Source organism: Mycobacterium szulgai, assembly GCF_002116635.1.
GTDB lineage: Bacteria > Actinomycetota > Actinomycetes > Mycobacteriales > Mycobacteriaceae > Mycobacterium > Mycobacterium szulgai.
In genome coordinates this window covers 104,239-128,628 of sequence record NZ_LQPW01000013.1, presented here as the reverse complement: position 1 = coordinate 128,628, position 24,390 = coordinate 104,239, and the positions used below count along the sequence as shown (strand labels likewise).

The 24,390-nt window shown below is 65.9% G+C and carries 19 protein-coding genes and 2 riboswitches; of the genes, 13 read left to right on the top strand and 6 right to left on the bottom strand.

Annotation, left to right across the window (positions count from 1 at the left end; all coding sequences use genetic code 11):
* Positions 1 to 689 (bottom strand): PE family protein (locus AWC27_RS03610; protein WP_139836739.1); only part of this gene is annotated, 689 nt, incomplete at its 3' end.
* A gap of 72 nt (positions 690 to 761) precedes the next feature.
* Positions 762 to 2,681, bottom strand: a complete 1,920-nt coding sequence (gene bacA, locus AWC27_RS03605) for a vitamin B12 ABC transporter pemease/ATP-binding protein BacA (RefSeq protein ID WP_085669226.1) — start codon at positions 2,679 to 2,681, stop codon at positions 762 to 764.
* A 104-nt stretch (positions 2,682 to 2,785) separates the two neighbouring features.
* On the opposite strand from bacA, the gene AWC27_RS03600 reads away from it, so the two are divergent.
* The 13 genes from AWC27_RS03600 (at position 2,786) to gcvP (ending at position 17,113) form a co-directional block, all read left to right on the top strand.
* The gene (locus tag AWC27_RS03600; protein WP_085669245.1) at positions 2,786 to 4,432 is read left to right on the top strand and encodes an acetolactate synthase; all 1,647 of its coding nucleotides are present in this window, start codon (positions 2,786 to 2,788) and stop codon (positions 4,430 to 4,432) included.
* A 98-nt stretch (positions 4,433 to 4,530) separates the two neighbouring features.
* Complete coding sequence (locus tag AWC27_RS03595) at positions 4,531 to 5,283, top strand: ANTAR domain-containing protein (protein ID WP_085669225.1); 753 nt, start codon at positions 4,531 to 4,533, stop codon at positions 5,281 to 5,283.
* 57 nt (positions 5,284 to 5,340) lie between these two features.
* Positions 5,341 to 7,677: an accessory Sec system translocase SecA2 gene (gene secA2 / locus AWC27_RS03590; RefSeq protein ID WP_085669224.1), complete on the top strand. Its 2,337-nt coding sequence runs from the start codon at positions 5,341 to 5,343 to the stop codon at positions 7,675 to 7,677.
* 53 nt (positions 7,678 to 7,730) lie between these two features.
* Positions 7,731 to 8,360 carry a CDP-alcohol phosphatidyltransferase family protein gene (locus AWC27_RS03585; RefSeq protein WP_085669223.1) on the top strand — a complete coding sequence of 210 codons (630 nt, stop codon included), beginning with the start codon at positions 7,731 to 7,733 and terminating at the stop codon, positions 8,358 to 8,360.
* The gene (locus AWC27_RS03580) at positions 8,353 to 9,276 is read left to right on the top strand and encodes a DUF881 domain-containing protein (protein WP_085669222.1); all 924 of its coding nucleotides are present in this window, start codon (positions 8,353 to 8,355) and stop codon (positions 9,274 to 9,276) included. Before AWC27_RS03585 ends, AWC27_RS03580 begins: the two co-directional genes overlap by 8 nt.
* 25 nt (positions 9,277 to 9,301) lie before the next feature.
* The gene (locus AWC27_RS03575; RefSeq protein ID WP_083111365.1) at positions 9,302 to 9,634 is read left to right on the top strand and encodes a small basic family protein; all 333 of its coding nucleotides are present in this window, start codon (positions 9,302 to 9,304) and stop codon (positions 9,632 to 9,634) included.
* Positions 9,631 to 10,554 carry a DUF881 domain-containing protein gene (locus AWC27_RS03570; protein ID WP_085669221.1) on the top strand — a complete coding sequence of 308 codons (924 nt, stop codon included), beginning with the start codon at positions 9,631 to 9,633 and terminating at the stop codon, positions 10,552 to 10,554. The genes AWC27_RS03575 and AWC27_RS03570 overlap by 4 nt, the downstream gene beginning before the upstream one ends.
* A gap of 37 nt (positions 10,555 to 10,591) precedes the next feature.
* Positions 10,592 to 10,996 (top strand): glycine cleavage system protein GcvH, encoded by a 405-nt coding sequence (gcvH, locus tag AWC27_RS03565; protein ID WP_085669220.1) that lies wholly within the window; start codon positions 10,592 to 10,594, stop codon positions 10,994 to 10,996.
* Positions 10,997 to 11,247: 251 nt separating this feature from the next.
* Positions 11,248 to 11,715 (top strand): glycogen accumulation regulator GarA, encoded by a 468-nt coding sequence (gene garA, locus AWC27_RS03560; RefSeq protein WP_276028748.1) that lies wholly within the window; start codon positions 11,248 to 11,250, stop codon positions 11,713 to 11,715.
* Positions 11,712 to 12,464 (top strand): transcriptional regulator FtsR, encoded by a 753-nt coding sequence (gene ftsR, locus AWC27_RS03555; RefSeq protein ID WP_085669219.1) that lies wholly within the window; start codon positions 11,712 to 11,714, stop codon positions 12,462 to 12,464. The genes garA and ftsR overlap by 4 nt, the downstream gene beginning before the upstream one ends.
* A 97-nt stretch (positions 12,465 to 12,561) precedes the next feature.
* On the top strand, positions 12,562 to 13,056 hold the full coding sequence (locus tag AWC27_RS03550) for a bifunctional nuclease family protein (RefSeq protein ID WP_085669218.1): 495 nt from the start codon (positions 12,562 to 12,564) through the stop codon (positions 13,054 to 13,056).
* 298 nt (positions 13,057 to 13,354) lie between these two features.
* Positions 13,355 to 13,972 carry a MerR family transcriptional regulator gene (locus AWC27_RS03545; protein ID WP_085669217.1) on the top strand — a complete coding sequence of 206 codons (618 nt, stop codon included), beginning with the start codon at positions 13,355 to 13,357 and terminating at the stop codon, positions 13,970 to 13,972.
* 41 nt (positions 13,973 to 14,013) lie between these two features.
* Positions 14,014 to 14,111, top strand: a riboswitch (glycine riboswitch).
* Positions 14,112 to 14,228, top strand: a riboswitch (glycine riboswitch).
* A gap of 44 nt (positions 14,229 to 14,272) precedes the next feature.
* On the top strand, positions 14,273 to 17,113 hold the full coding sequence (gcvP, locus tag AWC27_RS03540; RefSeq protein WP_085669216.1) for an aminomethyl-transferring glycine dehydrogenase: 2,841 nt from the start codon (positions 14,273 to 14,275) through the stop codon (positions 17,111 to 17,113).
* Between the two features lie 13 nt (positions 17,114 to 17,126).
* Here the strand turns inward: gcvP and AWC27_RS03535 are convergent, their stop codons facing one another.
* The 4 genes from AWC27_RS03535 to AWC27_RS03520 are packed head-to-tail and all read right to left on the bottom strand — an operon-like array spanning position 17,127 to position 24,301.
* Entirely contained in the window at positions 17,127 to 17,999 is an 873-nt protein-coding gene (locus AWC27_RS03535) for a haloalkane dehalogenase (RefSeq protein WP_085669215.1), read from the bottom strand.
* Positions 18,000 to 18,001: 2 nt separating this feature from the next.
* Complete coding sequence (locus tag AWC27_RS03530; protein WP_085669214.1) at positions 18,002 to 19,879, bottom strand: CocE/NonD family hydrolase; 1,878 nt, start codon at positions 19,877 to 19,879, stop codon at positions 18,002 to 18,004.
* A gap of 16 nt (positions 19,880 to 19,895) precedes the next feature.
* Positions 19,896 to 22,046 carry a substrate-binding domain-containing protein gene (locus AWC27_RS03525; protein ID WP_085669213.1) on the bottom strand — a complete coding sequence of 717 codons (2,151 nt, stop codon included), beginning with the start codon at positions 22,044 to 22,046 and terminating at the stop codon, positions 19,896 to 19,898.
* A 59-nt stretch (positions 22,047 to 22,105) separates the two neighbouring features.
* On the bottom strand, positions 22,106 to 24,301 hold the full coding sequence (locus AWC27_RS03520) for a malate synthase G (protein WP_085669212.1): 2,196 nt from the start codon (positions 24,299 to 24,301) through the stop codon (positions 22,106 to 22,108).
* Positions 24,302 to 24,390 lie beyond the last annotated feature (89 nt).

The following is a 24,390-nucleotide window of genomic DNA, read 5'->3' as shown; positions in this document are numbered from 1 at the left end:
GCGCCGGCCCCACCGAACAGCCCTCCTGCGCCACCCGCCCCGCCGGATCCGCCGAGGCTGGCTGCACCACTGGCTCCGCCAACTCCACCGACACCCCCGGCACCGAACAACAGCCCTCCAGCACCTCCGGCACCACCGGCCCCGCCATTGCCGGCCGCGGTACTTCCGCCCGCACCGCCGGCCCCGCCGGTGCCGAACAGCAAACCTCCCGCACCGCCCGCTCCGCCCACTCCGCCCCCGAAGATGCCGGATCCACCAGACCCACCGTTGCCGATCAATATTCCGCCGTCGGCTCCCCGCGCTCCGCTTCCCGGCGTGCCGTTAATGCCGTTGCCGACCAGCGGCCGCCCCAGCAATGCCAGGGTAGGTGCATTTACGACATCGAGGATGTCCTGGACCACGGCGGCGTTGGCCGCCTCGGCTGTGGCATACGTGCTCCCAGCGGAATTTAACGCCTGTATGAACCAGTCGTGAAAGGCCGCAGCTTGCGCGCTTAGCTCTTGATACTCGCGGCCATGCCCAGCGAACAGCGCGGCAAGAGCCGCAGACACCTCATCGGCACCCGCGGCCGCCAGCGTGGTCGTCGCGGCAGCAGCAGCCGCATTCGTTCTGCAGACGGCAGAGCCAACGGCGGCCAAATCAGTTGCGGCTGCCAATAACGCGGCGGGGGTTGAGATCACAAATGACATGTGAAGAGTGTCTGAGAGGGCGCACGATGTCGTCTACGACATGTATCCCACGCATCAGGACAGAGCCGGGCACTATGCCCGCACCGGCTCCTTCTCCACCGGGCCCAGTTGCCATTCCCCGCCGCCGAGCAATTTGAGTTGTTGCTCGTGGAGCAGCTCGACTGCGGGACGGTGGCTGACACTGACCACGATGCAGTCCGGAAGTTCGCTGCGCAGCATCTGGTAGAGCGCGTATTCCAGCCCTTCATCCAGCGCCGACGTGCTTTCGTCCAGGAATACGGCTTTGGGCTTGGTGAGCATGATGCGAGCGAAGGCCACGCGTTGCTGCTCGCCGGGGGAGAGCACCTTTGCCCAGTCCTGCTCTTCGTCCAGCCGGGCCGCCAGCGGCGCGAGTGCGACCTTTGCCAGCGTGTCTCGCACCACCTCGTCGGGCACGTCGTCCGGGGAATTCGGGTAGCACACCACGGCGCGCAGACTGCCCAGCGGCACATAGGGCAACTGCGACAAGAACATCGTTGCGTTATCGCCGCCGGGGCAGCGCAGCGTGCCACTGGCGAACGGCCACAATTCGGCCAGGCTGCGCAGCAGCGTGGTCTTGCCGACCCCGGACCTTCCGGTGATCACCAGTGACTCACCGGGTTCCAACCGCAGATCGACCGGGTCGATCAGGCGGTCACCATTCGGTGTGCGCACTTCGACGCTGCCGAGTTCGACGGCGCCGTCCTCACTCGGGCGCGCCAGCACCGACGGCAGCGCCCGGCCCTGTTCGTTGGCCTCGACCAGGCCGTGCAACCGGATGATCGCGGCGCGAAACCCCGCAAACGCGTCATAGCTGTTGCGGAAGAACGACAGTGAGTCAGAGATATTGCCGAACGACGACGCCGTCTGGCTGACGTCACCGAAGTCGATCTGCCCGGCGAACAGCCGCGGCGCCTGGATCACCCAGGGCAGCGGCACGATGGCCTGGCTGACCACCAGGTTCCAGCCATTGAAACCGATGCTCCGATTAACGAAGTGCAGGTAGTTGTCGATGATCGGAGTGAACCGCCGCTGCAATTGGGTCCGTTCCACCCGCTCGCCGCGGTAGAAACCAACGGCCTCGGCGGCATCGCGCAAGCGCACGAGTGCGTAACGGAAGGCGGCGTTGAGTTTTTCGTTGCGGAAGCTCAGCCAGATCAGGGGTCGCCCGATGATGAACGAGATGATCGTCGCCACCAGCACATAAACGATAACGATCCAGAACATGGCGCGCGGGAAGGAGACACCGAAGATGTTCAGGGTGCCGGACAGATGCCACAGAATGGCGGTGAACGAAATCACCGAAATCACCGATTGGACGGCCCCGAACAGCAGCGTGCTGCCTGTCCCGTTCGCGGGCTGATTGGGGTTGGGGCCGGTGCCGGCGGTGAAGATGTCGACGTCCTGCTGGATGCGCTGGTCGGGGTTGTCGATGGTTTCGTCGATGAACAAATCCCGGTAGTAGGCCCGGCCGTCAAGCCAGTCCTGGGTCATATGTCCGGTCAGCCAGACGCGCCAGGCGACGATGAAGCGCTGGGTCAAGTAGATATCGGCCATCACCCGGGCCACATGGATGACCGCCATGATGCTGAAGATGCCAATCGAGACCCAAAAGCCGTGCACCCCTGAGCGTTTGACCACCTCGTTCTCGGACGCGATGCCTTCGAAGGCCTTCTGCAGGGCCGTGTACATGTCGTTGCCCTGATAGCTGAACAACACGTTCAACCGGACCGCAAGGACCACCGAGAGCAACAGCACACCCAGCATCAGCCACACCCGGACACTTTTCGCCCCGACGAAATACTCGCGGGTGATGCGCCAGTACTGCCGGCCCCACGGCGTCAGGTAGCGAAGCAGGACCAGAACGACAATCAGACAGACGGCGCTGATCGCCCACGCCTTGCCGACCCAGTACAGCGAATCCAGGAGAGCCCTAGACCAGTCGATGGAGGGTTTGAACGGTTTGGGGCCCAAGGTCGGTGTCTCCTCACAGGCGAGGTGTTGCCGCGGCGCGTCAACAGAAATCCTTCGGCGAAGTTACCCGAAGGACGTGGCTAGGCTTCCCGGACATGAGCGATATGAGCATCTCCGCCGCCGCAACCGCTGCCACCCAGCCAATTCATGCCGGCCGGCTCATCGCACGCCGGCTCAAGGCCAGCGGTATCGACACGATTTTCACGCTCTCGGGCGGTCACCTGTTCTCCATCTACGACGGCTGCCGCGATGAGGGCATCCGGCTGATCGACACGCGCCACGAACAGACCGCGACGTTTGCCGCCGAGGGCTGGTCGAAGGTGACCAGGGTGCCTGGCGTTGCGGCACTGACCGCGGGACCCGGCGTGACCAATGGGATGAGTGCAATGGCCGCCGCGCAGCAGAACCAGTCGCCGCTGGTGGTGCTCGGCGGTCGGGCGCCGGCGCAGCGCTGGGGCATGGGCTCCCTGCAGGAAATCGACCACGTGCCGTTTGTGGCGCCGTTGGCGCGTTTAGCCGCCACCGCTCAATCAGCCGACGACGCCGGCCGGCTCATCGACGACGCACTGCGCGCGGCCGTGGCTGCCCCGTCGGGCGCGGCATTCGTCGATTTCCCGATGGACCATGTGTTTTCGATGTCCACTGACGACGGGCGCCCCGGCGCCCTGACGGATTTACCGGTAGCTGTCAGTCCCGATGGTGACGCGCTGGACCGGGCCGCCAGGCTGCTGTCGTCGGCGCGACGGCCGGTGATCATGGCCGGAACGAACGTCTGGTGGGGACGCGCAGAAGCCGCGCTGCTGCGCCTCGCCGAGCAGCTGCGGATCCCGGTGTTGATGAACGGGATGGCCCGGGGGGTGGTGCCCGCCGACCACCCGTTGGCTTTTTCACGCGCCCGGGGCAAGGCGTTGCGGGAGGCCGACGTTGCACTCATTGTCGGGGTGCCGATGGACTTCCGCCTGGGCTTCGGAGGGGTGTTCGGGGCGGACACCCAACTCGTCGTGGCAGACCGGACAGCACCAGAGCGCCCACACCCGCGCCCCATCGCGGCCGGGCTCTACGGTGACCTCACCGCGGTCCTGTCGGCGCTGACCATGTCCGGTGACCATGAGGACTGGATCGGCGCGCTGCGGGCAGCCGAAACGGAGGCGCGCGCCAGCGAGAAGGCAGAACTCGCCGACGACCGCACCCCGCTGCATCCGATGCGCGTCTACGCCGAGTTGGCTTCGCTGCTGGACCGCGACGCCGTCGTCGTCATCGACGCGGGTGATTTCGGGTCGTACGCCGGCCGGGTGATCGACAGCTATCAACCGGGCTGCTGGCTGGACAGTGGCCCCTTCGGCTGCCTTGGCTCAGGTCCCGGCTACGCCCTGGCCGCCAAACTGGCACGGCCGGACCGCCAGGTTGTGCTGTTGCAGGGCGACGGAGCGTTCGGGTTCAGCGGCATGGAATGGGACACGCTGGTCCGGCACAACGTTCAGGTCGTGTCTGTGATCGGCAACAACGGAATCTGGGGTTTGGAGAAGCACCCCATGGAGGCGTTGTACGGCTATTCGGTGGTGGCCGAGCTACGGCCCGGAACCCGCTACGACGAGGTGGTCCGGGCGCTTGGCGGCCATGGCGAGCTGGTGGCGACACCCGCGCAACTTCGCCCGGCGCTCGACCGCGCCTTCGCCAGCGGCCTGCCGGCCGTCGTCAACGTGCTCACCGATCCGAGCATCGCCTATCCGCGCCGGTCGAATCTGGCCTGACTGAGGGTGTCGCATGATTCATGCGACACCCTCGACTATGTGCGTCGTTGCTAACCTGCTTGAGGGCCGGGCATGTGTACTCGGGGACCTGTTGGAAGATGCCTGATAACGCGCATAGTCGCTTCGATGCAATTGCCGACGTGCTGGCCCGGCGCTCGTCGGATCTCCCGTTTCTGCTGCTTGATCCCAGCTTGCGGATTCGGGCAGCCAGCGCCGCGTACGCGAGTGTCACGCTGCGTGAGCGCGACGAGTTGTGCGGCCAGCTTCTCTTTGATGCCTTTCCAGACAATCCTGGCGATCCGCAGGCCAGCGGGACGACGAACCTGGCGGCATCGTTGGAGACAGCGATGCGCGGCGGCCGGCCGCACAACATGTGGATCCAGCGCTACGACATTCGCGATCCGGACTCGCCGGACAAGTTTCTACCCAAAGTTTGGAGCCCCTCCAACGCACCGCTGGTCGATCATGGCGAGCTGATCGGGGTGGTTCACCGCGTCAAGGAAGTGGCGGGGTTCGAACACCTCGTATCGGTGCTGGCGCGTGCCTTGGAAACAGGGCGGTCCTGGTCGTCCGCCGAGCTGCTACACACGCTGGCGGCCGTCACCGATGCGGAGAAGGAGCGGCACAGTCAGCGAGAGCGGGCGCTGGCCATCGAGAACGAGCAACTGCAGGCGGCTATCGATACCCGGGACCTGATCGGTCAAGCCAAGGGCATGTTGATGGAGCGCTTCAACATCGACTCGGTCGGCGCATTCAACTTGCTGGTCAGGCTCTCCCAGGACACCAATACCCGGGTAGAACAGATCGCGCGCAAAGTGGTTGAGGCGCAGCGTCGACCGCAGTCGAGCTGAACCCGCAACGCTGCGGGCGGGGCGCTGCAACCGAGCCGCCGCGCGTACGGTTGACCTGTGCCAAAGACCAACCGCGCTCAGCCTGGCCGGCTGAGCAGCCGATTCTGGCGGCTGCTGGGCGCCAGTACCGAAAAGAACCGCAGCCGTTCGATGACCGCCGTCACCGCCTCGGAGGAGTTCGACTCCGACGCCGCCGACCTCAGCGACGAGAAGCTGCGTAAGGCGGCTGGGCTGCTCGAACTCGAAGATCTCGCCGAATCCGCCGACATCCCGCAGTTCCTCGCGATCGCCCGGGAAGCGGCCGAGCGGACGACCGGGCTGCGGCCGTTTGATGTGCAGCTGCTTGGCGCCCTGCGCATGCTTGCCGGCGATGTGATCGAGATGGCCACGGGCGAGGGCAAGACGCTGGCCGGTGCGATCGCCGCCGCCGGCTATGCCTTGGCCGGCCGGCATGTGCACGTCGTGACCATCAACGACTACCTGGCCCGGCGGGATGCGGAGTGGATGGGTCCGCTGCTCGAGGCGATGGGATTGACCGTTGGCTGGATCACTGCGGAGTGCACCAGCAAGGAGCGCCGCACCGCCTACGACTGCGACGTCACCTACGCCTCGGTCAATGAGATCGGCTTCGACGTGCTGCGCGACCAGCTGGTCACCGATGTCGAAGACCTGGTCTCGCCCAACCCGGATGTGGCGCTGATCGACGAGGCCGACTCGGTGCTGGTCGACGAGGCGCTGGTGCCGCTGGTGCTGGCCGGAACCACGCACCGGGAAACGCCCCGGCTGGAGATCATCAAGCTGGTCGGCGAACTCGTCGGCGACAAGGACGCCGACGAGTACCTGGCCACCGACGCCGACAGCCGCAACGTCCACCTCACCGAGGCCGGCGCCCGCAAGCTCGAAAAGGCGCTCGGCGGTATCGATCTCTACTCCGAGGAACATGTCGGCACCACGCTGACCGAGGTCAACGTCGCGCTGCATGCGCACGTGCTGCTGCAGCGCGATGTGCACTACATCGTCCGCGACGACGCGGTACATCTGATCAACGCCTCCCGCGGCCGCATCGCCCAATTGCAGCGCTGGCCCGACGGACTGCAGGCCGCCGTTGAGGCCAAGGAGGGCATCGAGACTACCGAGACCGGCGAAGTGCTCGACACCATCACGGTGCAGGCGCTGATCAACCGCTACACCACGGTGTGCGGCATGACCGGCACCGCGCTGGCCGCAGGTGAGCAGCTGCGCCAGTTCTACAAGCTCGGTGTCTCGCCGATACCGCCCAACACCCCGAACATCCGCGAGGACGAGTCCGACCGGGTCTACATCACCGCCGCTGCCAAGAACGACGCGATCGTCGCCCACATCGTCGACGTGCACGAGACCGGCCAGCCGGTGCTGGTCGGCACCCGTGACGTCGCCGAATCCGAGGAACTGCACGAACGCCTGTTGCGGCGCAACGTGCCCGCGGTCGTGCTCAACGCGAAGAACGACGCCGAAGAGGCCCAGGTGATCGCCGAGGCCGGCAAATACGGCGTGGTCACCGTGTCCACTCAGATGGCCGGGCGGGGCACCGACATTCGTCTGGGCGGGTCCGACGAATCCGATCACGACCGGGTCGCCGAGCTGGGTGGGCTGCACGTCGTGGGCACCGGGCGGCACCACACCGAGCGACTGGACAACCAGCTGCGCGGCCGCGCCGGGCGCCAGGGTGACCCCGGCTCATCGGTGTTCTTCTCCAGCTGGGAAGACGACGTCGTGGCGGCAAATCTGGACAGCAACAAACTGCCCACCGAAACCGATGAGGACGGGCGGATCGTCAGCCCCAAGACCACCAGCCTGCTCGACCATGCCCAACGCGTGGCCGAAGGCCGGCTGCTGGACGTGCATGCCAACACCTGGCGCTACAACCAGCTCATCGCTCAACAGCGCGCGATCATCGTCGACCGGCGGAACACGTTGCTGCGCACGGCAACCGCGCGCGAAGAACTCGCGGAGTTGGCGCCGAAGCGGTATGAGGAGCTGTCCGAGGAAATCTCCGAAGAACGCCTGGAGAAGATCTGCCGGCTGATCATGCTGTACCACCTCGACCGCGGCTGGGCTGATCATTTGGCGTATCTGGCCGACATCCGGGAAAGTATCCATTTGCGCGCACTGGGCCGGCAGAACCCACTCGACGAGTTTCACCGGATGGCGGTCGACGCGTTCGCATCGCTGGCCGCAGACGCCATCGAGGCGGCTCAGCAGACGTTCGAAACCGCCGATGTGCTCGAAGAAGAACAGGGGCTGGACCTCTCCAAGCTGGCCCGTCCGACGTCGACGTGGACCTATATGGTCAACGACAACCCGCTGTCGGATGACACGCTGTCCACCCTGAGCCTGCCCGGCGTCTTCCGCTAACCACAGCAATCTGTTACACCGCCCGCAACATTTCCCAGCTAATGTCACGCCTCATGGAGCCGGTGCCCGTACCCAGTCGGGTCTTCACCGTGCCTAATGTGCTGAGCTTCATCCGGCTGGCACTGATTCCGGTGTTCGTCTACGTCATGCTGATCGCGCCCGCGCATGGCTGGGCGGTAGCGATCCTGGTGTTCAGCGGCGTTTCCGACTGGGCGGACGGCAAAATCGCCCGGCTGCTCAACCAGTCGTCGCGGTTGGGTGTTTTCCTGGATCCGGCCGTGGATCGGCTGTACATGATCACCGTTCCCATCGTGTTGGGACTGAGCGGAATCGTGCCCTGGTGGTTCATCGTCACGCTGCTGGCCCGCGACGCGGCGCTCGGCGTGACGCTGCCGTTGCTGTGGAGCCGCGGGGTGTCGGCGCTGCCGGTGACTTATGTCGGCAAGGCGGCGACCTTCGCACTGATGAGCGGCTTCCCGGTACTGCTGGCCGGGCAGTGGGACACCTTGTGGAGCCGAGTCTTACGGGCGTGCGGCTGGGCGCTTTTGATCTGGGGCATGTACGCATACCTGTGGGCATTCGTGCTGTATGTAGTGCATATGTTGTTGGTGCTGCGCCGGATGCCCAAGATCAAACATCACTCCTACCAACCGGTCGCGCAAAAAACCGACGGCCATGGCTGACTCAGACCGGCTGCTGGGCGGCTATGACCCCAATGCCGGCTATAGCGCGCATGCCGCCACCCGGCCGAAGCGTTATCCGGTCCCGTCGCTGCTGCGCGCGCTGCTCTCCGAGCACCTGGACCCCGGTTATGCGGCGGCGGCCGCCAAACGCGCCCGCTGCGACCCACCACCGCAGCAGCGAAGCCGCGTTTTCGGCTGGATGTGGCAAGCGCTGGCGGCGGCCCTGGTGGCTACGGTGTTTGCCGCCGCCGTTGCCCAGGCCCGCTCCGTCGCCCCCGGGGTCCGTGACGCCCAGCAGCTGTTGGCGACGAGCGTGCGTTCCACGCAGGCCGCGGCCGCAAAGTTGGCGCAACGGCGCAGCGCCCTCTCGGCCAAGGTCGACGAGGTCCAGCGGGCCGCGCTGGCCGACGACGCCGAAGGGCAGCGGCTACTGAACCGTCTGGACGCCCTCAGCCTGGCGGCGGCCAGCACGGCGGTCATCGGGCCGGGTCTGACGCTGACCATCACCGATCCAGGTGTCGGACCGAATCTTTCCGACGCCTCCAAGCAGCGGGTCAAAGGCAGTCAGCAAACGATTTTGGACCGCGACCTGCAACTGGTCGTCAACTCGTTGTGGGCCAGCGGCGCCGAGGCCATCTCGGTCGACGGCGCCCGGATCGGGCCGAACGTGACTATCCGGCAGGCCGGCGAAGCGATCCTGGTCGACAACAACCCCACCAGCAGCCCTTACACCATCCTGGCAATCGGGCCACCGCGCGCGATGAAAGGCGTCTTCGAAGGCAGCCCCGGGATGCGCCGCCTTAAGCTGCTGGAGATCTCCTACGGCGTCGGGGTCACCGTGAACGCCGGCGACGGGCTGACGCTGCCCGCCGGGTCGATCCGGGATGTCAAGTTCGCCAAACAGATTGGGCCTTAGTGATACGGACGGGAATCCGACGAGCATGATCGGTATCGCGGCACTTGCCATCGGCATCGTGCTGGGTCTGGTTTTCCACCCCAGTGTGCCTGAGGTCATCCAGCCCTATCTGCCGATTGCGGTGGTGGCTGCGCTCGACGCGGTTTTCGGCGGGCTGCGCGCTTACCTGGAACGCATTTTTGACCCGAAGGTCTTTGTGGTCTCGTTCGTGTTCAATGTTTTGGTGGCAGCCCTGATCGTCTACGTCGGTGATCAATTGGGTGTCGGCACGCAGTTGTCCACTGCGATCATCGTCGTGTTGGGCATCCGGATATTCGGCAATGCCGCCGCGTTGCGGCGCCGGTTGTTCGGCGCATGACCCAAGAACCCCCGAACCCGACTTCGGACGCCGCCCCCGAATCGGCTCCGAAGGCGGACCAGGCACCGGCACCGGCCCAAAGCGGCGGCGCGGCAACCCAACACGGCCACGCCAAGGTCGGCGCTCACGAAGCCGTCAGGCGCGGCCGTCATGAACTGCCCGCCGACCGCCCGCGTCCGGAGATCGGCGCCCTGCGCCGCACCGGATTGTCGGCGCTGCGGCGCGGCGGTCGCTCCCGCCTGGTCTTCGGGATGCTGGCGATTCTGCTGTGTCTGGTGTTGGGTGTCGCCATCGTCACGCAGGTCCGCCAGACCGAGTCGGGAGACTCGCTGGAAACGGCGCGGCCGGCGGACTTATTGGTGCTGCTGGACTCGTTGCGGCAACGCGAGGCCACGCTGAACACCGAAGTGACCGAACTGCAGAACACCCTCAACGCGCTGCAGGCCTCCGGCAATAACGATCAAGCGGCCATAGAGAGTGCCCAGGCCCGACTTGCCGCGCTGTCCATCCTCGTCGGCGCCGTGGCGGCCACCGGGCCCGGCGTCACCATCAAGATCGAGGATCCCGGCCCCGGAGTGGCGCCCGAAGCGATGCTCGACGTGATCAACGAGTTGCGCGCCGCCGGCGCCGAGGCAATCGAGATCAGCGACGGACGGCAATCCGTGCGAGTCGGCGTCGATACCTGGGTGGTTGGGAACCCCGGCGCCCTGACGATCGACACCAAGACTTTGTCGCCGCCGTATTCGATTCTGGCGATTGGTGATCCGCCGACACTTGCCGCTGCGATGAACATTCCCGGTGGTGCCGAGGACAGTATCAAGCGCGTCGGCGGGCGAATGTCGGTGCAGCAGGCCGACCGGGTCGATGTGGCCAGCTTGCGACAACCAAAACCGCACCAATACGCTCAGCCCGTCAAGTGAACGTCCCCGATCAGCAGCGACCAGAACAGGATCACTAGTGAGCGATATCCCGCCCGATCTGCACTACACCGCCGAACACGAGTGGGTTCGCCGCAGCGGGGAGGACACCGTCCGGGTCGGGATCACCGACTTCGCGCAATCGGCCCTGGGCGACGTGGTTTTCGTGCAATTGCCCGCGGTGGGCAGCGACATCAGCGCCGGCGAATCCTTTGGCGAAGTTGAATCGACGAAGTCGGTCTCGGATCTGTACGCCCCGGTTTCGGGCAAGGTGTCGGCGGTCAACGGCGATCTGGAAGGCGACCCGCAACTGGTCAACTCCGACCCGTATGGCGCCGGCTGGTTGCTGGAACTCCAGGTGGAAAGCTCGCAAGTGGCCGCCCTGGAATCCGCACTGGCCGCGCTGTTAGACGCTGAGGCCTACCGCGGCACATTGACCGAATGACGGTTGCTAAGGTCCCGTCAGCGTCGCGCGGCGACGCTGACGGCCACGGTATGGACCTAGAAGAAGCCGGGGTATCGGGCTTACGATCCTGCAGTGGAGGGCACACTGCCGACCCGTGGCCGAGCGGTGGGCGGTACGGTCGACAACATCAGCACCAATCCGCCTTCAGGCGGTGAATCGCAGGGGAAGCCGGCCGAACGGCCGGGTCAGACAACGCCACAGCGGCCAGTGAGGAGCAGCGGGTGACGGACATGGATAACGACCAGACTTCTGACGAAGTCACGGTGGAGACGACCTCCGTCTTCCGCGCCGACTTCCTCAATGAGCTGGACGCGCCCGCACAGGCGGGCGCCGAGAGCGCGGTATCCGGAGTGGAAGGACTTCCGGCGGGCTCGGCGTTGCTGGTCGTCAAACGGGGACCCAATGCGGGGTCTCGCTTCCTGCTCGACCAACCCATCACGTCCGCCGGCCGTCATCCCGACAGCGACATCTTTCTCGACGACGTCACCGTGAGTCGTCGCCATGCCGAATTCCGGTTGGAAGGCAACGAGTTCAACGTCGTCGACGTCGGCAGCCTCAATGGCACCTACGTCAACCGCGAGCCGGTGGACTCCGCGGTGCTGGCCAACGGCGACGAAGTGCAGATCGGCAAGTTCCGCCTGGTGTTCTTGACCGGACCCAAGCAAGGTGACGACGACGGGGGCACCGGAGGCCAGTGAGCGCACCCGATAGCCCCGGGCTCACCGGGATGTCGATCGGGGCGGTTTTGGACCTGCTGCGACCGGACTTCCCGGATGTCACAATCTCCAAGATTCGTTTTCTGGAGGCCGAGGGGTTGGTGACGCCGCAGCGGGCCGCATCGGGATACCGCAGATTCACCGCTTACGACTGCGCACGGCTGCGCTTCATCCTTACCGCGCAGCGGGACCACTACCTGCCGCTGAAGGTGATCAGGGCGCAACTGGACGCCCAGCCCGACGGCGAACTGCCGCCCTCCGGATCTCCCTACGGCGTACCGCGATTGGTCTCGGTGACGGGCAACGGCACCGATGAAAACACTGCCGCGGCATCCGACGCCGGTGCCGTCGCGCCGTCGCGGGTGCGGCTCAGTCGCGAAGACCTACTGGAACGCTCCGGAGTGCCCGGGGATCTCTTGACGGCCTTGCTCAAAGCGGGAGTGATCACCACCGGGCCGGGTGGCTTCTTCGACGAGCACACCGTAGTGATCCTGCAATGTGCGCGGGCGTTGTCCGAATACGGTGTGGAGCCGCGGCATCTGCGTGCCTTTCGGTCCGCGGCAGACCGGCAATCCGATTTGATCGCCCAGATCGCCGGGCCGTTGGTCAAGGCGGACAAGGCCGGCGCCCGGGACCGAGCCGACGATCTGGCTCGCGAGGTCGCTGCGCTCGCCATTACGTTGCACACTTCTTTGATCAAGTCGGCCGTTCGCGACCTTCTGCACCGCTGAGGACTAGACTTCGTTCGACAGCTTGGTGTTCGACGGCACCACGTCGTGGCGCTGAGTTTGGGACAGTCGCGGCGGCATGTGCGGAGGGCAGACGCAGATGGGTGAAGTTCGTGTTGTCGGCATTCGCGTCGAGCAGCCGCAGAACCAGCCGGTGCTGCTGTTGCGCGAAGCCGACGGTGATCGGTATCTGCCGATCTGGATCGGCCAGTCAGAGGCCGCAGCCATCGCGCTGGAGCAGCAGGGCGTCGAGCCGCCGCGTCCGCTGACTCACGACCTGATCAGGGATCTCATTGCCGCGCTTGGGCATTCGCTCAAGGAGGTGCGGATCGTCGATCTGCAGGAAGGCACCTTTTACGCCGATCTGATCTTCGATCGCAACATCACCGTGTCGGCACGCCCGTCAGACTCGGTGGCGATTGCATTGCGGGTCGGGGTTCCCATCTACGTCGAGGAGGCGGTGCTGGCCCAAGCCGGTCTGCTGATTCCCGACGAGAGCGACGAGGAGCCCAGCACCGCTGTCCGTGAAGACGAAGTGGAGAAGTTCAAGGAGTTTCTCGACAGCGTGTCGCCCGACGACTTCAAGGCCACCTAGGGACCCAAGCTAACTACTGAAGCCGCTGGGCGAAGCGCAGCACTTTCAGCGAACAATTTTCTGCAAACGTCACGGATGAGTCTCATCTCACACACTGCGATGTCGACACGCCTCACGGATATCGCCGACAACGCGCGCCGCCAGCCATACTTTGATGACGATTTGATGTTTAACCGGGAGCACGACAGCAATCCAACAGCGTAAGCTCTCTACCACTCGGGCCAGAGCAAACGTGGGCTGTCGTGGCAGCCAGTGACGCAGCTAGTGACAAGAGCGCGATCGGCGAGAGGAAGCATCCGTGAGCGAGCAGCCACGTCAAGAACAGCTGGACCTAGCCGACCGCCCGGCCACCGACGGCCCCCACGGCGCGAGCGAACCCGTGCAGCCCGGGCTTTTTCCGGACGATTCGGTGCCCGATGAACTCGTCGGCTACCGCGGGCCCAGCGCCTGCCAGATCGCCGGGATCACCTACCGCCAGCTGGACTACTGGGCGCGCACGTCGCTGGTCGTCCCGTCGATCCGCAGTGCGGCGGGATCCGGCAGCCAGCGGCTGTACTCGTTCAAGGACATCCTGGTGCTCAAGATCGTCAAGCGATTGCTGGACACCGGTATCTCGCTACATAACATCCGGGTGGCGGTCGACCATCTACGTCAGCGTGGTGTCCAGGATCTGGCCAACATCACTCTGTTCTCAGACGGCACCAGCGTGTACGAATGCACCTCGGCCGAGGAGGTCGTCGACCTGTTGCAGGGCGGCCAGGGTGTGTTCGGCATCGCCGTCTCCGGTGCGATGCGAGAACTGACCGGCGTCATCGCTGACTTCCCCGGCGAGCGCGCCGACGGTGGCGAATCCATCGCCGCTCCGGAAGACGAGCTGGCTTCCCGCCGCAAGCACCGCGACCGCAAGATCGGCTAGCTGGGCGACTCATCGCCTCTCCGAGTAGACTGGGCGGGCATCGCCCTCGCGCGGGAGAGTTCCGTGGCTGCCAGCTACGGACGCCGAAGGAGCAACACCTCTCCGTCAACCTCTCAGGCACCAGGACCGTGCTAGACAACGATGCCTCTGGAAAGCGGTGACGACCTAACGGACGTCACCCGCCGATGGGGAAAGGCGCCACCGGGCGCCGAATCTCTCAGGCGCCTGGCGAGCGGGTGAAGACAGAGGGAGAGGGCCATCAGTCCTCTGCCTTTGTGATGCGTGTCAGGAGTCCCGCCAGTGACCGACCATTCCACCTTCGCCGACCGGCACATCGGCCTGGACAGCCAGGCCATCGCAACAATGCTCGCCGTCATCGGTGTAGAGACGCTCGACGAGCTGGCCGCCAAGGCGGTCCCGGCGGGGATCCTCGATGCGCTCACCCACTCCGGAGCTGCACCAGGCCTGGACCGGCTGCCCCCGGCCGCCACCGAGGCCGAGGCGCTGGCCGAGCTGCGGGCGCTGGCCGATGCCAACACAGTCGCCGTGTCGATGATCGGGCAGGGCTACTACGACACGCTCACCCCGCCGGTGTTGCTGCGCAACATCATGGAGAATCCCGCCTGGTACACCGCCTACACGCCGTACCAGCCAGAAATCAGCCAGGGCCGGCTGGAAGCCCTGCTGAATTTCCAGACGATGGTCACCGACCTCACCGGCCTCGAGATCGCCAACGCGTCGATGCTCGACGAGGGCACCGCGGCCGCTGAGGCCATGACGCTGATGCACCGGGCCAGCCGTGGTCCGGCGAACCGATTGGTTGTCGACGTCGACCTGTTCGCCCAGACGGCCGCCGTGGTGGCCACTCGGGCCAAGCCGCTGGGGATCGAGATCGTGACCGCCGATCTGCGCCATGGCCTTCCGGATCTACCCGACGGAGGCGAGTTCTTCGGTGTCATCGTCCAGTTACCCGGGGCCAGCGGACGGATCACCGACTGGGGCGCGCTGGTGCAGCAGGCTCACGAGCGCGGCGCTCTGGTGGCCATCGGCGCCGACCTGCTGGCGTGCACACTCATCACTGCGCCCGGCGAGATCGGGGCCGACGTCGCGTTCGGTACCACCCAACGATTCGGTGTGCCAATGGGATTCGGCGGTCCACACGCCGGCTACCTGGCGGTGCACGCCAAGCATGCCCGTCAGCTGCCCGGCCGGCTCGTCGGGGTGTCGCTAGACGCCGACGGGGCACCGGCCTACCGGCTGGCTCTGCAGACCCGCGAGCAGCACATCCGCCGAGACAAGGCCACCAGCAACATCTGCACCGCGCAGGTGCTGTTGGCGGTGATGGCCGCCATGTACGCCAGCTACCACGGCGCCGACGGGCTGACCGGCATCGCCCGGCGGGTGCATGCGCACGCCGAAACGATCGCGGGAGCACTGGGTGACGCGCTGGTGCACGACACCTACTTCGACACAGTGCTGGCCCGGGTGCCCGGGCGCGCCGACGAGGTGGTGGCTGCCGCCAAAGCCAATGGAATCAACCTGTGGCGCGTCGACGCCGACCACGTGTCGGTGGCCTGCGACGAAGCCACCACCGACGCCCACGTGGCAACCGTCCTGGGTGCCTTCGGGGTAGTGGCCGCCGGGACGCCGGCCAACACCGAGATCGCCACGCGCACTTCGGAATTCCTGACCCACCCGGCGTTCACCCGATATCGCACCGAGACGTCGATGATGCGCCACCTGCGTGCGCTGGCGGACAAGGATATTGCGTTGGACCGCAGCATGATTCCGCTCGGTTCGTGCACGATGAAGCTCAACGCCGCCGCGGAGATGGAGTCCATCACCTGGCCGGAGTTCAGCCGTCAGCACCCGTTTGCCCCGGTAAGTGACACTCCCGGGCTGCGCCGGCTCATTGCCGATCTGGAGGACTGGCTGGTGGCGATCACCGGCTACGACGCTGTTTCGCTGCAGCCCAACGCGGGTTCACAGGGGGAGTACGCCGGCCTGCTCGCGATTCACGACTATCACGCCAGCCGGGGTGAGCCGCACCGCGACATCTGCCTGATTCCATCCAGTGCGCACGGCACCAACGCCGCATCGGCCGCGCTGGCCGGGATGCGAGTGGTGGTGGTCGGCTGCCACGACAACGGCGACGTCGACCTCGACGATCTGCGCGCCAAGGTCAACGACCATGCCGACCGGCTGTCGGCGCTGATGATTACCTACCCGTCCACCCACGGCGTCTACGAGCACGACATCGCCGAGATCTGCGCGGCCGTGCACGACGCCGGCGGCCAGGTCTACGTGGACGGCGCCAACCTCAACGCGCTGGTCGGCCTGGCGCGGCCGGGCAAGTTCGGCGGCGACGTCAGCCACCTGAACCTGCACAAGACATTCTGCATTCCGCACGGCGGCGGCGGCCCCGGCGTCGGGCCGGTAGCGGTACGCTCCCACCTGGCCCAGTTCCTGCCGGGCCACCCGTTCGCCCAGGAATTACCCGGCGGACATCCGGTGTCGTCGGCGCCCTACGGGTCCGCCTCGATCCTGCCGATCACCTGGGCCTACATCAGGATGATGGGCGCCGAAGGCCTGCGTGCGGCATCGCTGACCGCGATCACCTCGGCCAACTACATCGCCCGCCGCCTCGACGAGTACTTCCCGGTGTTGTACACCGGCGAGAACGGCATGGTGGCCCACGAGTGCATCCTCGACTTGCGTGGCATCACCAAAGCGACCGGCGTCACCGTCGACGATGTTGCAAAACGCTTGGCGGACTACGGATTTCATGCTCCGACCATGAGCTTCCCGGTGGCCGGCACGCTCATGGTGGAGCCCACCGAAAGTGAGAGTCTGGCCGAGGTGGACGCGTTCTGCGAAGCCATGATCGGCATCCGCGGCGAGATCGACCGAGTAGGTGCCGGGCAGTGGCCGGCCGACGACAATCCGCTGACCGGCGCGCCGCACACCGCAGAGTGCCTGCTGGTATCCGACTGGGATCACCCGTACACGCGGGAAGAAGCCGCCTACCCGCTGGGCAAGGCTTTCCGGCCCAAGGTCTGGCCGCCGGTGCGGCGCATCGACGGCGCCTACGGCGACCGTAATTTGGTGTGCTCGTGCCCGCCGGTGGAGGCATTTGTCTGAGGCGGCCTGATTCTCAGCCGAACCGTTCCATGATCGCCGCGGCGATCCGGTCGGGTGCATCCTCCTGGATGAAGTGCTTGGCCGTGGGCAGCTCGACAACGACGTGATCGGGAAAGGTGGCCCGCATCCGCGGCAGGGAGGGCCCCGGACGGAAGGCGAAGTCCTTCATGCCCCAGATGAACAGGGCCGGCTTGGCGCCCAGCTTGGCGGGCACTTCGTCGGCCAGCCTCTCCAGCAACGGCCGGGCGGCCAATATCTCCTTGGGCATCCGGGCGACGCCCGCCCGCGCCGCCGGATCGGGCTGCACGCCGCGGTAATGCCCCATCACGGCGTCACTCGGCCGGCGTTCGGTGCCGGCGGGTATCAGTCGCTCGACGAAGAAGTTGCGTTGCAGGATCGCGTGTTGCATCGGCGGACTGGACATGACCCTGCTGAAGATCTTCGTGGTCAGCGTGTCCGTTGGCCAGAACCAGGTGTTGCCCAACACAATCCCGCGCACTTGTTCGGCGCGCTCGACCGCGACGGCCATGCTGATCGGCCCACCCCAGTCCTGGCCCATCGTCAGATATCCGTCGAGGCCCTCGTCAGCGCTCAAGTGGTCGACGAACTCGCCGAGCACCCGCGCATGTTCGGAGATGGTGTAACCGAAGCCAGAGGGACGATCGGAAAGCCCGAACCCGAGGTAATCCGGTGCGATACAACGGAAGTGCTCGCGCAGCACCTTGATGATGTCGCGGTACAGGAAGCTCCACGTCGGATTGCCGTGCCAGAACAGGATGGGCGGACCGGCTCCCTCGTCGATGTAGTGGATACGCCCGGCCGTGCTGTCGAACCAGCGCGACTGGAACGGATACAGCTGGGGATCGGGGGTGAAATCGACCGTCATTACTAGGACTGTACGACTGGCAGGTCGAGGCGGGACCCATGCAGCCGGCTGCGGTGCACGTGCACGGTTGGCGCTCCGCCGGGAAGGATCGCGAAGTGGCTCGCGTCGGCGCCGGCGATGGCCAGGCGGATGCGGTGTCCCGGCTGGAAGAGGTACGACGTCGGCAGCAGGTCGAAAGTCAGCTCAGCGATCTCGCCGGCGACCAGGGGCTGCGCGTCGGCGCGCTTGAAGGTGCGGTAGGGGACGGCCTGACGGTACGGCGACGGCGAGCCGCTGAGCCGGCGGTGGATGGCGCGCAACTGCCCCTCGGTGAGGTAGGTAACCCGGCCCTGCGGATCGACATCCTCCAGATAGACGAAGAAAGTGCCGTCGCCGGCGCTGGAGGTGACGAACAGCGTGACCATCGGATGACCGGTCACCTCGAGGGGACGCTCCAGCGCAGCGGAGGTGTAGCTGAGCAGCTTGGCGTCCTGGACGTTGCGGTCCGGGTAGCGCACATGTCCACCGATTCCCACCTGGGCATGCCAACGGGAGTGTTCGCCGGTTCCGGCCGTCGGGTCCACCACGTATTCGTCTGCGCCACTGTCGGAGTCGGACGGGTGCAGGCTGAGCTGTCGCTGGGCGGCGAGGTAGTAGCTGTGCCTGTCCGCGGGCGGGGGCCACGTCTCGGCCGTCTTCCAGCGGTCTTCGCCCATAGTGAAGTAATGTACCGGCGGCTCGGCGTCGATGCCTGTCTCGACGCCTTTGAGGTGATGGTCGACGAACCGCAGCAGCTCGCGGTCGTGATCGAACTCTGGCCGGCTCAGCCCGTGCCACGGATCGACCCGCCAGCCGGCGGTGTGGTTCCACGGTCCCAGGACCAGGCGGCTGCCCGGGGTGGAGACGGTCAGAAACCGCTTGATCGCCGAATGTCCGTAGCCTCCGTCGAACCATCCGCTGTAGCTGTAGATGGCGGCCCCGGACGCCTCGACGTCATGCCAATAGTTGTGCGGGCTGATCAGATCGATGCTGCCAACCGGGTCGATGGGTGTACCGATCGGCTCGGCGCGGGTGCCGGCCTGGCCATGAAATGGGTCCGACGGGGCGACGTCGTCACGGAATGTCAGCGAAGCCGCGAACTGATGGACGTCGTAGTTGGCGCGATGGGCGGCGATGGCCCCGTCGCGCAGTGCGCTGTCGTGGTCGTCTTGCACCGGCTGCGGGCCGATCAGCGGAAGCCTTGCCCACCAAAGCATTTCGTACAGGGCATTGCGGTCGAGAGCGTCGTTGTAGCGTCCCCACGTTTCGGTGAACCAGGCGGCGTGAATGCCACCCGGAAACGCGATGTCGGTGTAGATGTCGAAGAGCGAGAAGCACGGTGCGATCACCCGGACCGCGGGGTGGCGGTTGACCAGCAGAAATTCCGCCGAAGTGCCGTCGTACGAATTTCCCAGGGCCGCGACCTTTCCGTTGCACCACGGCTGGCGCACGATCCAGTCGACAATCTCGGCACCATCCCGGATCTCGTCGGGAGACCATTCGCAGGCGCGGGACCCATACGACGCGCCCGCGCCGCGCACGTCTACGTCGATCCAGGCGTACCCGGCCGCCACGAACCGTCTGCGGCGCTGTTTATCGGCGCCAATGTGCTGAAACGGCTTGCCCCGCAGCAACATTCGCAACGGCCGACGCAACTCCATGGAGCGGTAGTAGCGGGTTTGGTGCAGAATCGCCGGCAGCCGTACCCCACTGGTCAGTCCCGCGGGCAGGTACAGGTCGATTGCGAGCCGCACTCCGTCGCGCATCGTCACGTAACAGGACGAATACCGCATGCCCTGGTACGCGGGCGGTGCGTCCTGGCTGGTGTACCAGGCCGCATCTGAGCCGGTGTGTCTGCTCATCGGGTAACCAGGCCGATTAGCCCAAGAAGGTATTGACCGCCGTCGCCAGGTCCGGAGTGGCCGACGTCGGCAGGTTCTGGTAGCCGCCGCCGCTGAGCCGTGCAACGGCTTCCCAGGTGGCCCGGTCCGGGTCGTCACCGAAGTCGATCACGTTGACCGCGACCGGCTTGGCCGGGTCCGCACTGGTGCGAATGAAATCCTGCAGCCCGTTGCCGTCCAGGCTCTGGTCGGTGTGTGGCCCTCCGGTGATCACCAGAATCGAATTCGCTTGGCCGGAACGATAATTGGCCTGCATCTCCTGGTAGATCATGCGCAGCGTAGTGAACGACACCGCACCCCCGCCCGACGAATACTGCTTGTCCAGTGCGGCGGTCAGCGCCGCGGTACGCGACTGACCGTTGACCTGGTCGGCCAGCGGTCCGGCCGCCACCTCGGACCTGCCCTCGTGACCGTCGAACGTCCACAACCCGATGACCGCGGTTGGCGGTAGCGCCTTGATCCGATTATCAAGTGCTGCAACCACATTGGCCAGCCGGGTCTTGCCGCCGTCGTCCGTGGGCAACGACTGGTCGAGCATGATCGTCGCGGCGAGACCGGTCGACGGTGTGGCCATGGTGTCGGCCAGAGTGGCGCGCATGGCGTCGTCACCGACGGACAAGGTGGCAGGCAGCGCCGCGAAGCTGGTCACTGGGCTGCTCGGCGGCTTGACGTCGTTGACGCGAAAGCCTGCTTTAGCCAGCTTGGTCAATTGCTCGGGCTTGTGCATGTACCTAGCGAATGCGCTGGCAGCTGTGGTCTGTTCTTGTGACAGCCAGGAACCACTGAGCAGCACGGTCGGATAGTCAGCCAGCGCGACCGGTCCGGGCGGCAACCAAAATGCCAGCTTGCTCTTGGCATCCGGCATCGATTGGCCGCGCTGGAATAGCTGCTGTTCGGTGGTGACCACCGCGTGCACGGGTGCGGCAGCCGGATCGCCGGGCTTTACCAGGGCATTCATCGCCTCGGCCAGTGAGTCGTCGGTCAGCTTGGGTTGCCCGCCCATCAACGTGCGCACCGCGGCACTGCCGGCGGTGGGCGGCGTGCCAGGCGGCGCCGAGGCCGCCGCGATCGCCTCACCGGCCAGGAAGGTGGCATCGCCGTTGCCGGCAATCGGCAGCGACATCCGCAATGATCCCCAGCTGGGCAGGTTCAATCCCGCCAGCGAATTGGGGTTTGTCTGCAGTCCGGGCAGTGCTGCCCAGTTCTGCTTGGACAGCGCCGGCTGGAATTCGGGTCGGATGGCGACCAGGACGGGCGAGGTCACCAGCGAACGGCTATCGCTGATGGTCTTCTGACCGGCCGCCCCGGCCAGCCGCGCCGCCGAGATCGAGCTGCCCGGAATCCACAGCCCCGGTTGACCACCCAATTCGGCGGGCCACTTGCCGATGAAGCCCGCGATGACGGCATCCGAGCCGGACGGTTTGACGGTGACCGTCACACAGCGGTCACCGATCGGCCCGGCTGAGGCGTTATAGCCGTCGGCGAGAGTCTTCACCTGGTCGGCGATGGTGGGATCGGCGATGACCGCGACGCTGTCCTTGCCGCCCACGCAGCGCGCGGCTGCCGTCTGTGAGCGGTGCGACAACGCGTCGCTGAAAAAGCCCCACAGAATCACCCCGGCCACCACCACGACGACCGCGACGAGCGCCACGATCACGCCGATGCTGACTCCCCGCCGCTTGCCAGTGCTTCGGTGGCCGCCTTGCCACTCGCCAAGTCCGCGGTGGCCGGCGCGGAACAGCGGCGGCGGTGTGGCCGCCAACGGCTCGGGGCCCGCCGGCTCCGCACCTTCCGGACGCGGGCCGAAATCGGGATATTCGTCGTCACCGGCCACCGAGTAGACGCCGGCGGTGGGGTAGCGGTGCTCGTCGGCGTAATGACCCTCGTCATGCTCCTCGTCCGGGAACCGACCTTCTTCGCCCGCCGAGTAAGCGAAGCTGCCCGGAAAATCGGCGGCCGACGGCTCATCGAAGCTCTCGGGATAGTCGAAACCGTCCGGATCGCCACCGCCGGGATGGCCAGCTATCTCGTCGCCCGGGTCCTGATGTTCGGCCGAGTGCGCGTCAGACGACTCTGGGCCTGAATCGGGGCCTGAATCTTCGGGGTCGGGCTTGCTGTGCCTACCCATACCGGCGTATGCGTCCTCTCTTAGACATCCGCTGCAGGTTGGCGCATGTCGAGCAGAAATCAGTCACCGGCGCGAGCCTTGAATTCGCGCCGGCGGCGATGCAGGATCGGCTCGGTGTAACCGTTGGGCTGCTGGCCGCCGGACAGGATCAGCTCCTGGGCGGCCAGGAACGCGATGCTGTCGTCGAAGTTGGGCGCCATCGGGCGATAGGCCGCATCCCCGGCGTTCTGCTTGTCCACGAACGGCGCCATCCGCTCCAGGCTGGCTCGGACGTCCTCGCTGGTGATCACACCGTGGCGCAACCAGTTGGCCAGCAACTGACTCGAGATGCGCAGGGTGGCGCGGTCCTCCATGAGCGCGGTGTTGTGGATGTCGGGCACCTTCGAGCAGCCGACGCCCTGCTCCACCCAGCGCACCACGTAGCCGAGGATGGACTGACAGTTGTTGTCGACCTCCTCGCGGATCTCCTCGGGCGCCCAGGCCAGCTCCTTGGCCAGCGGAATGGTCAGCAGCTCCTCGATGGTGGTGCGCTTCTTGCCGGCCAGCTCCTCCTGCACAGTGCCCACATCAACCTGGTGGTAATGCATCGCGTGCAGGGTGGCCGCCGTCGGCGAGGGCACCCATGCGGTGGTGGCGCCGGCCTTGGGCTGGCCGATCTTCTGCTCGACCATGTCGGCCATCAGCTCGGTCATCGCCCACATGCCCTTGCCGATCTGCGCCTTGCCTCTGAAGCCAGCGGCCAGGCCGGTGTCGACATTGGCGTCCTCGTAGGCCTTGATCCAGGTGGTGTTTTTCATCGCGCCCTTGCGGATCATCGGGCCGGCTTCCATCGAGGTGTGGATCTCGTCGCCGGTGCGGTCCAGGAAGCCGGTGTTGATGAACACCACCCGGTCGGCGGCCGCCTTGATGCACGCCTTCAAATTGACCGTCGTACGCCGCTCCTCGTCCATGATGCCGACTTTGAGTGTGCCCTGCGGCAAGCCGAGTACGTCTTCGACGCGGCTGAACAGCTCGCAGGTGAAGGCGACCTCGGCCGGGCCGTGCATTTTGGGCTTGACGATGTAGATGGAACCGGTGCGGCTGTTGGTCAGGGGCCCGTTGGTTTCGCCGGTCTTGAGTCCGTGGATGGCTGTCACGCCGGTGAACAGGGCGTCCATGATGCCCTCGAACACTTCTCTTTCTTCTCCTTGGTCCCCGGCTACCAAGATCGCGTCGTTGGTCATCAGGTGCCCGACGTTGCGCACGAACAGCAGGCTGCGGCCGGGCAGGGTAAGTTCGCCGCCATCCGGCTTCGTGTAAGTGCGGTCCTGGTTGAGCACCCGGGTGAACGTCTTGCCATCCTTGAGGACTTCCTCGGCCAGGTCACCTTTGTTCAGGCCGAGCCAGTTGCGGTAGCCGAGCACCTTGTCGTATGCATCGACCGCGGTGACGGAGTCCTCGAAGTCCATGATCGTGGTGATCGCCGATTCCAGGATCACGTCCTTGACACCAGCGGCGTCGGTCTTGCCGATCGGTGATTCCGGGTCGATCAGGATCTCGATGTGCAAACCGTGGTTGACCAGCAATACCGATGCCGGCGACTCGGCCTCGCCGGTGTAGCCGGCGAACTGGCCCGCGTCAGCCAGGCCGGTGGATCCCTCTGCCAGGGTGACCAGCAGGTGGCCGTCGGCCACCTGGAACCCGGTGGCATTGGTGTAGGAGCCCGACGCCAGCGGCGCGCTGTCGTCTAGGAACTTGCGCGCGTAGGCGATGACCTTGTCACCGCGAACCTTGTTGTAGCCGCTGCCTTTTTCCGCACCGTCGTCTTCGGGGATGACGTCGGTCCCGTAGAGGGCGTCGTAAAGGGAGCCCCAGCGGGCGTTGGCGGCGTTGAGTGCGAACCGGGCGTTGAGGACGGGCACCACCAGCTGCGGGCCGGCGGTGGTGGTGATCTCGTCGTCGACCCCGGACGTGGTGATGGTGAAGTCGTCGGGTTCGGGCTGAAGGTAGCCGATCTCGGTGAGGAACTGACGGTACGCGTCGATGTCGAGCGGCTCGAGGACCCGGTGCCGGTGCCATTTGTCGATCTGCGCCTGCAGTTCGTCACGGGTGTTCAGCAGGGCCTGGTTTTGCGGTGTGAGGTCGGTGACGACCTTGTCAACACCCGCCCAGAAGCTGTCCGGGTCGATGTCAGTGCCAGGAAGGGCCTCGTTGGTCACGAAATCGTAGAGCACCCGAGCGACGCGCAAGTTGCCCGCCGACACGCGATCAGTCATGGTTCTCCTCCGTAATGGCCACACCGGCCCTGCACTGGCTACTGCGTCAGCCTACCGACCTGCAGCCGCACGAGCGTATCCCGGCCGAC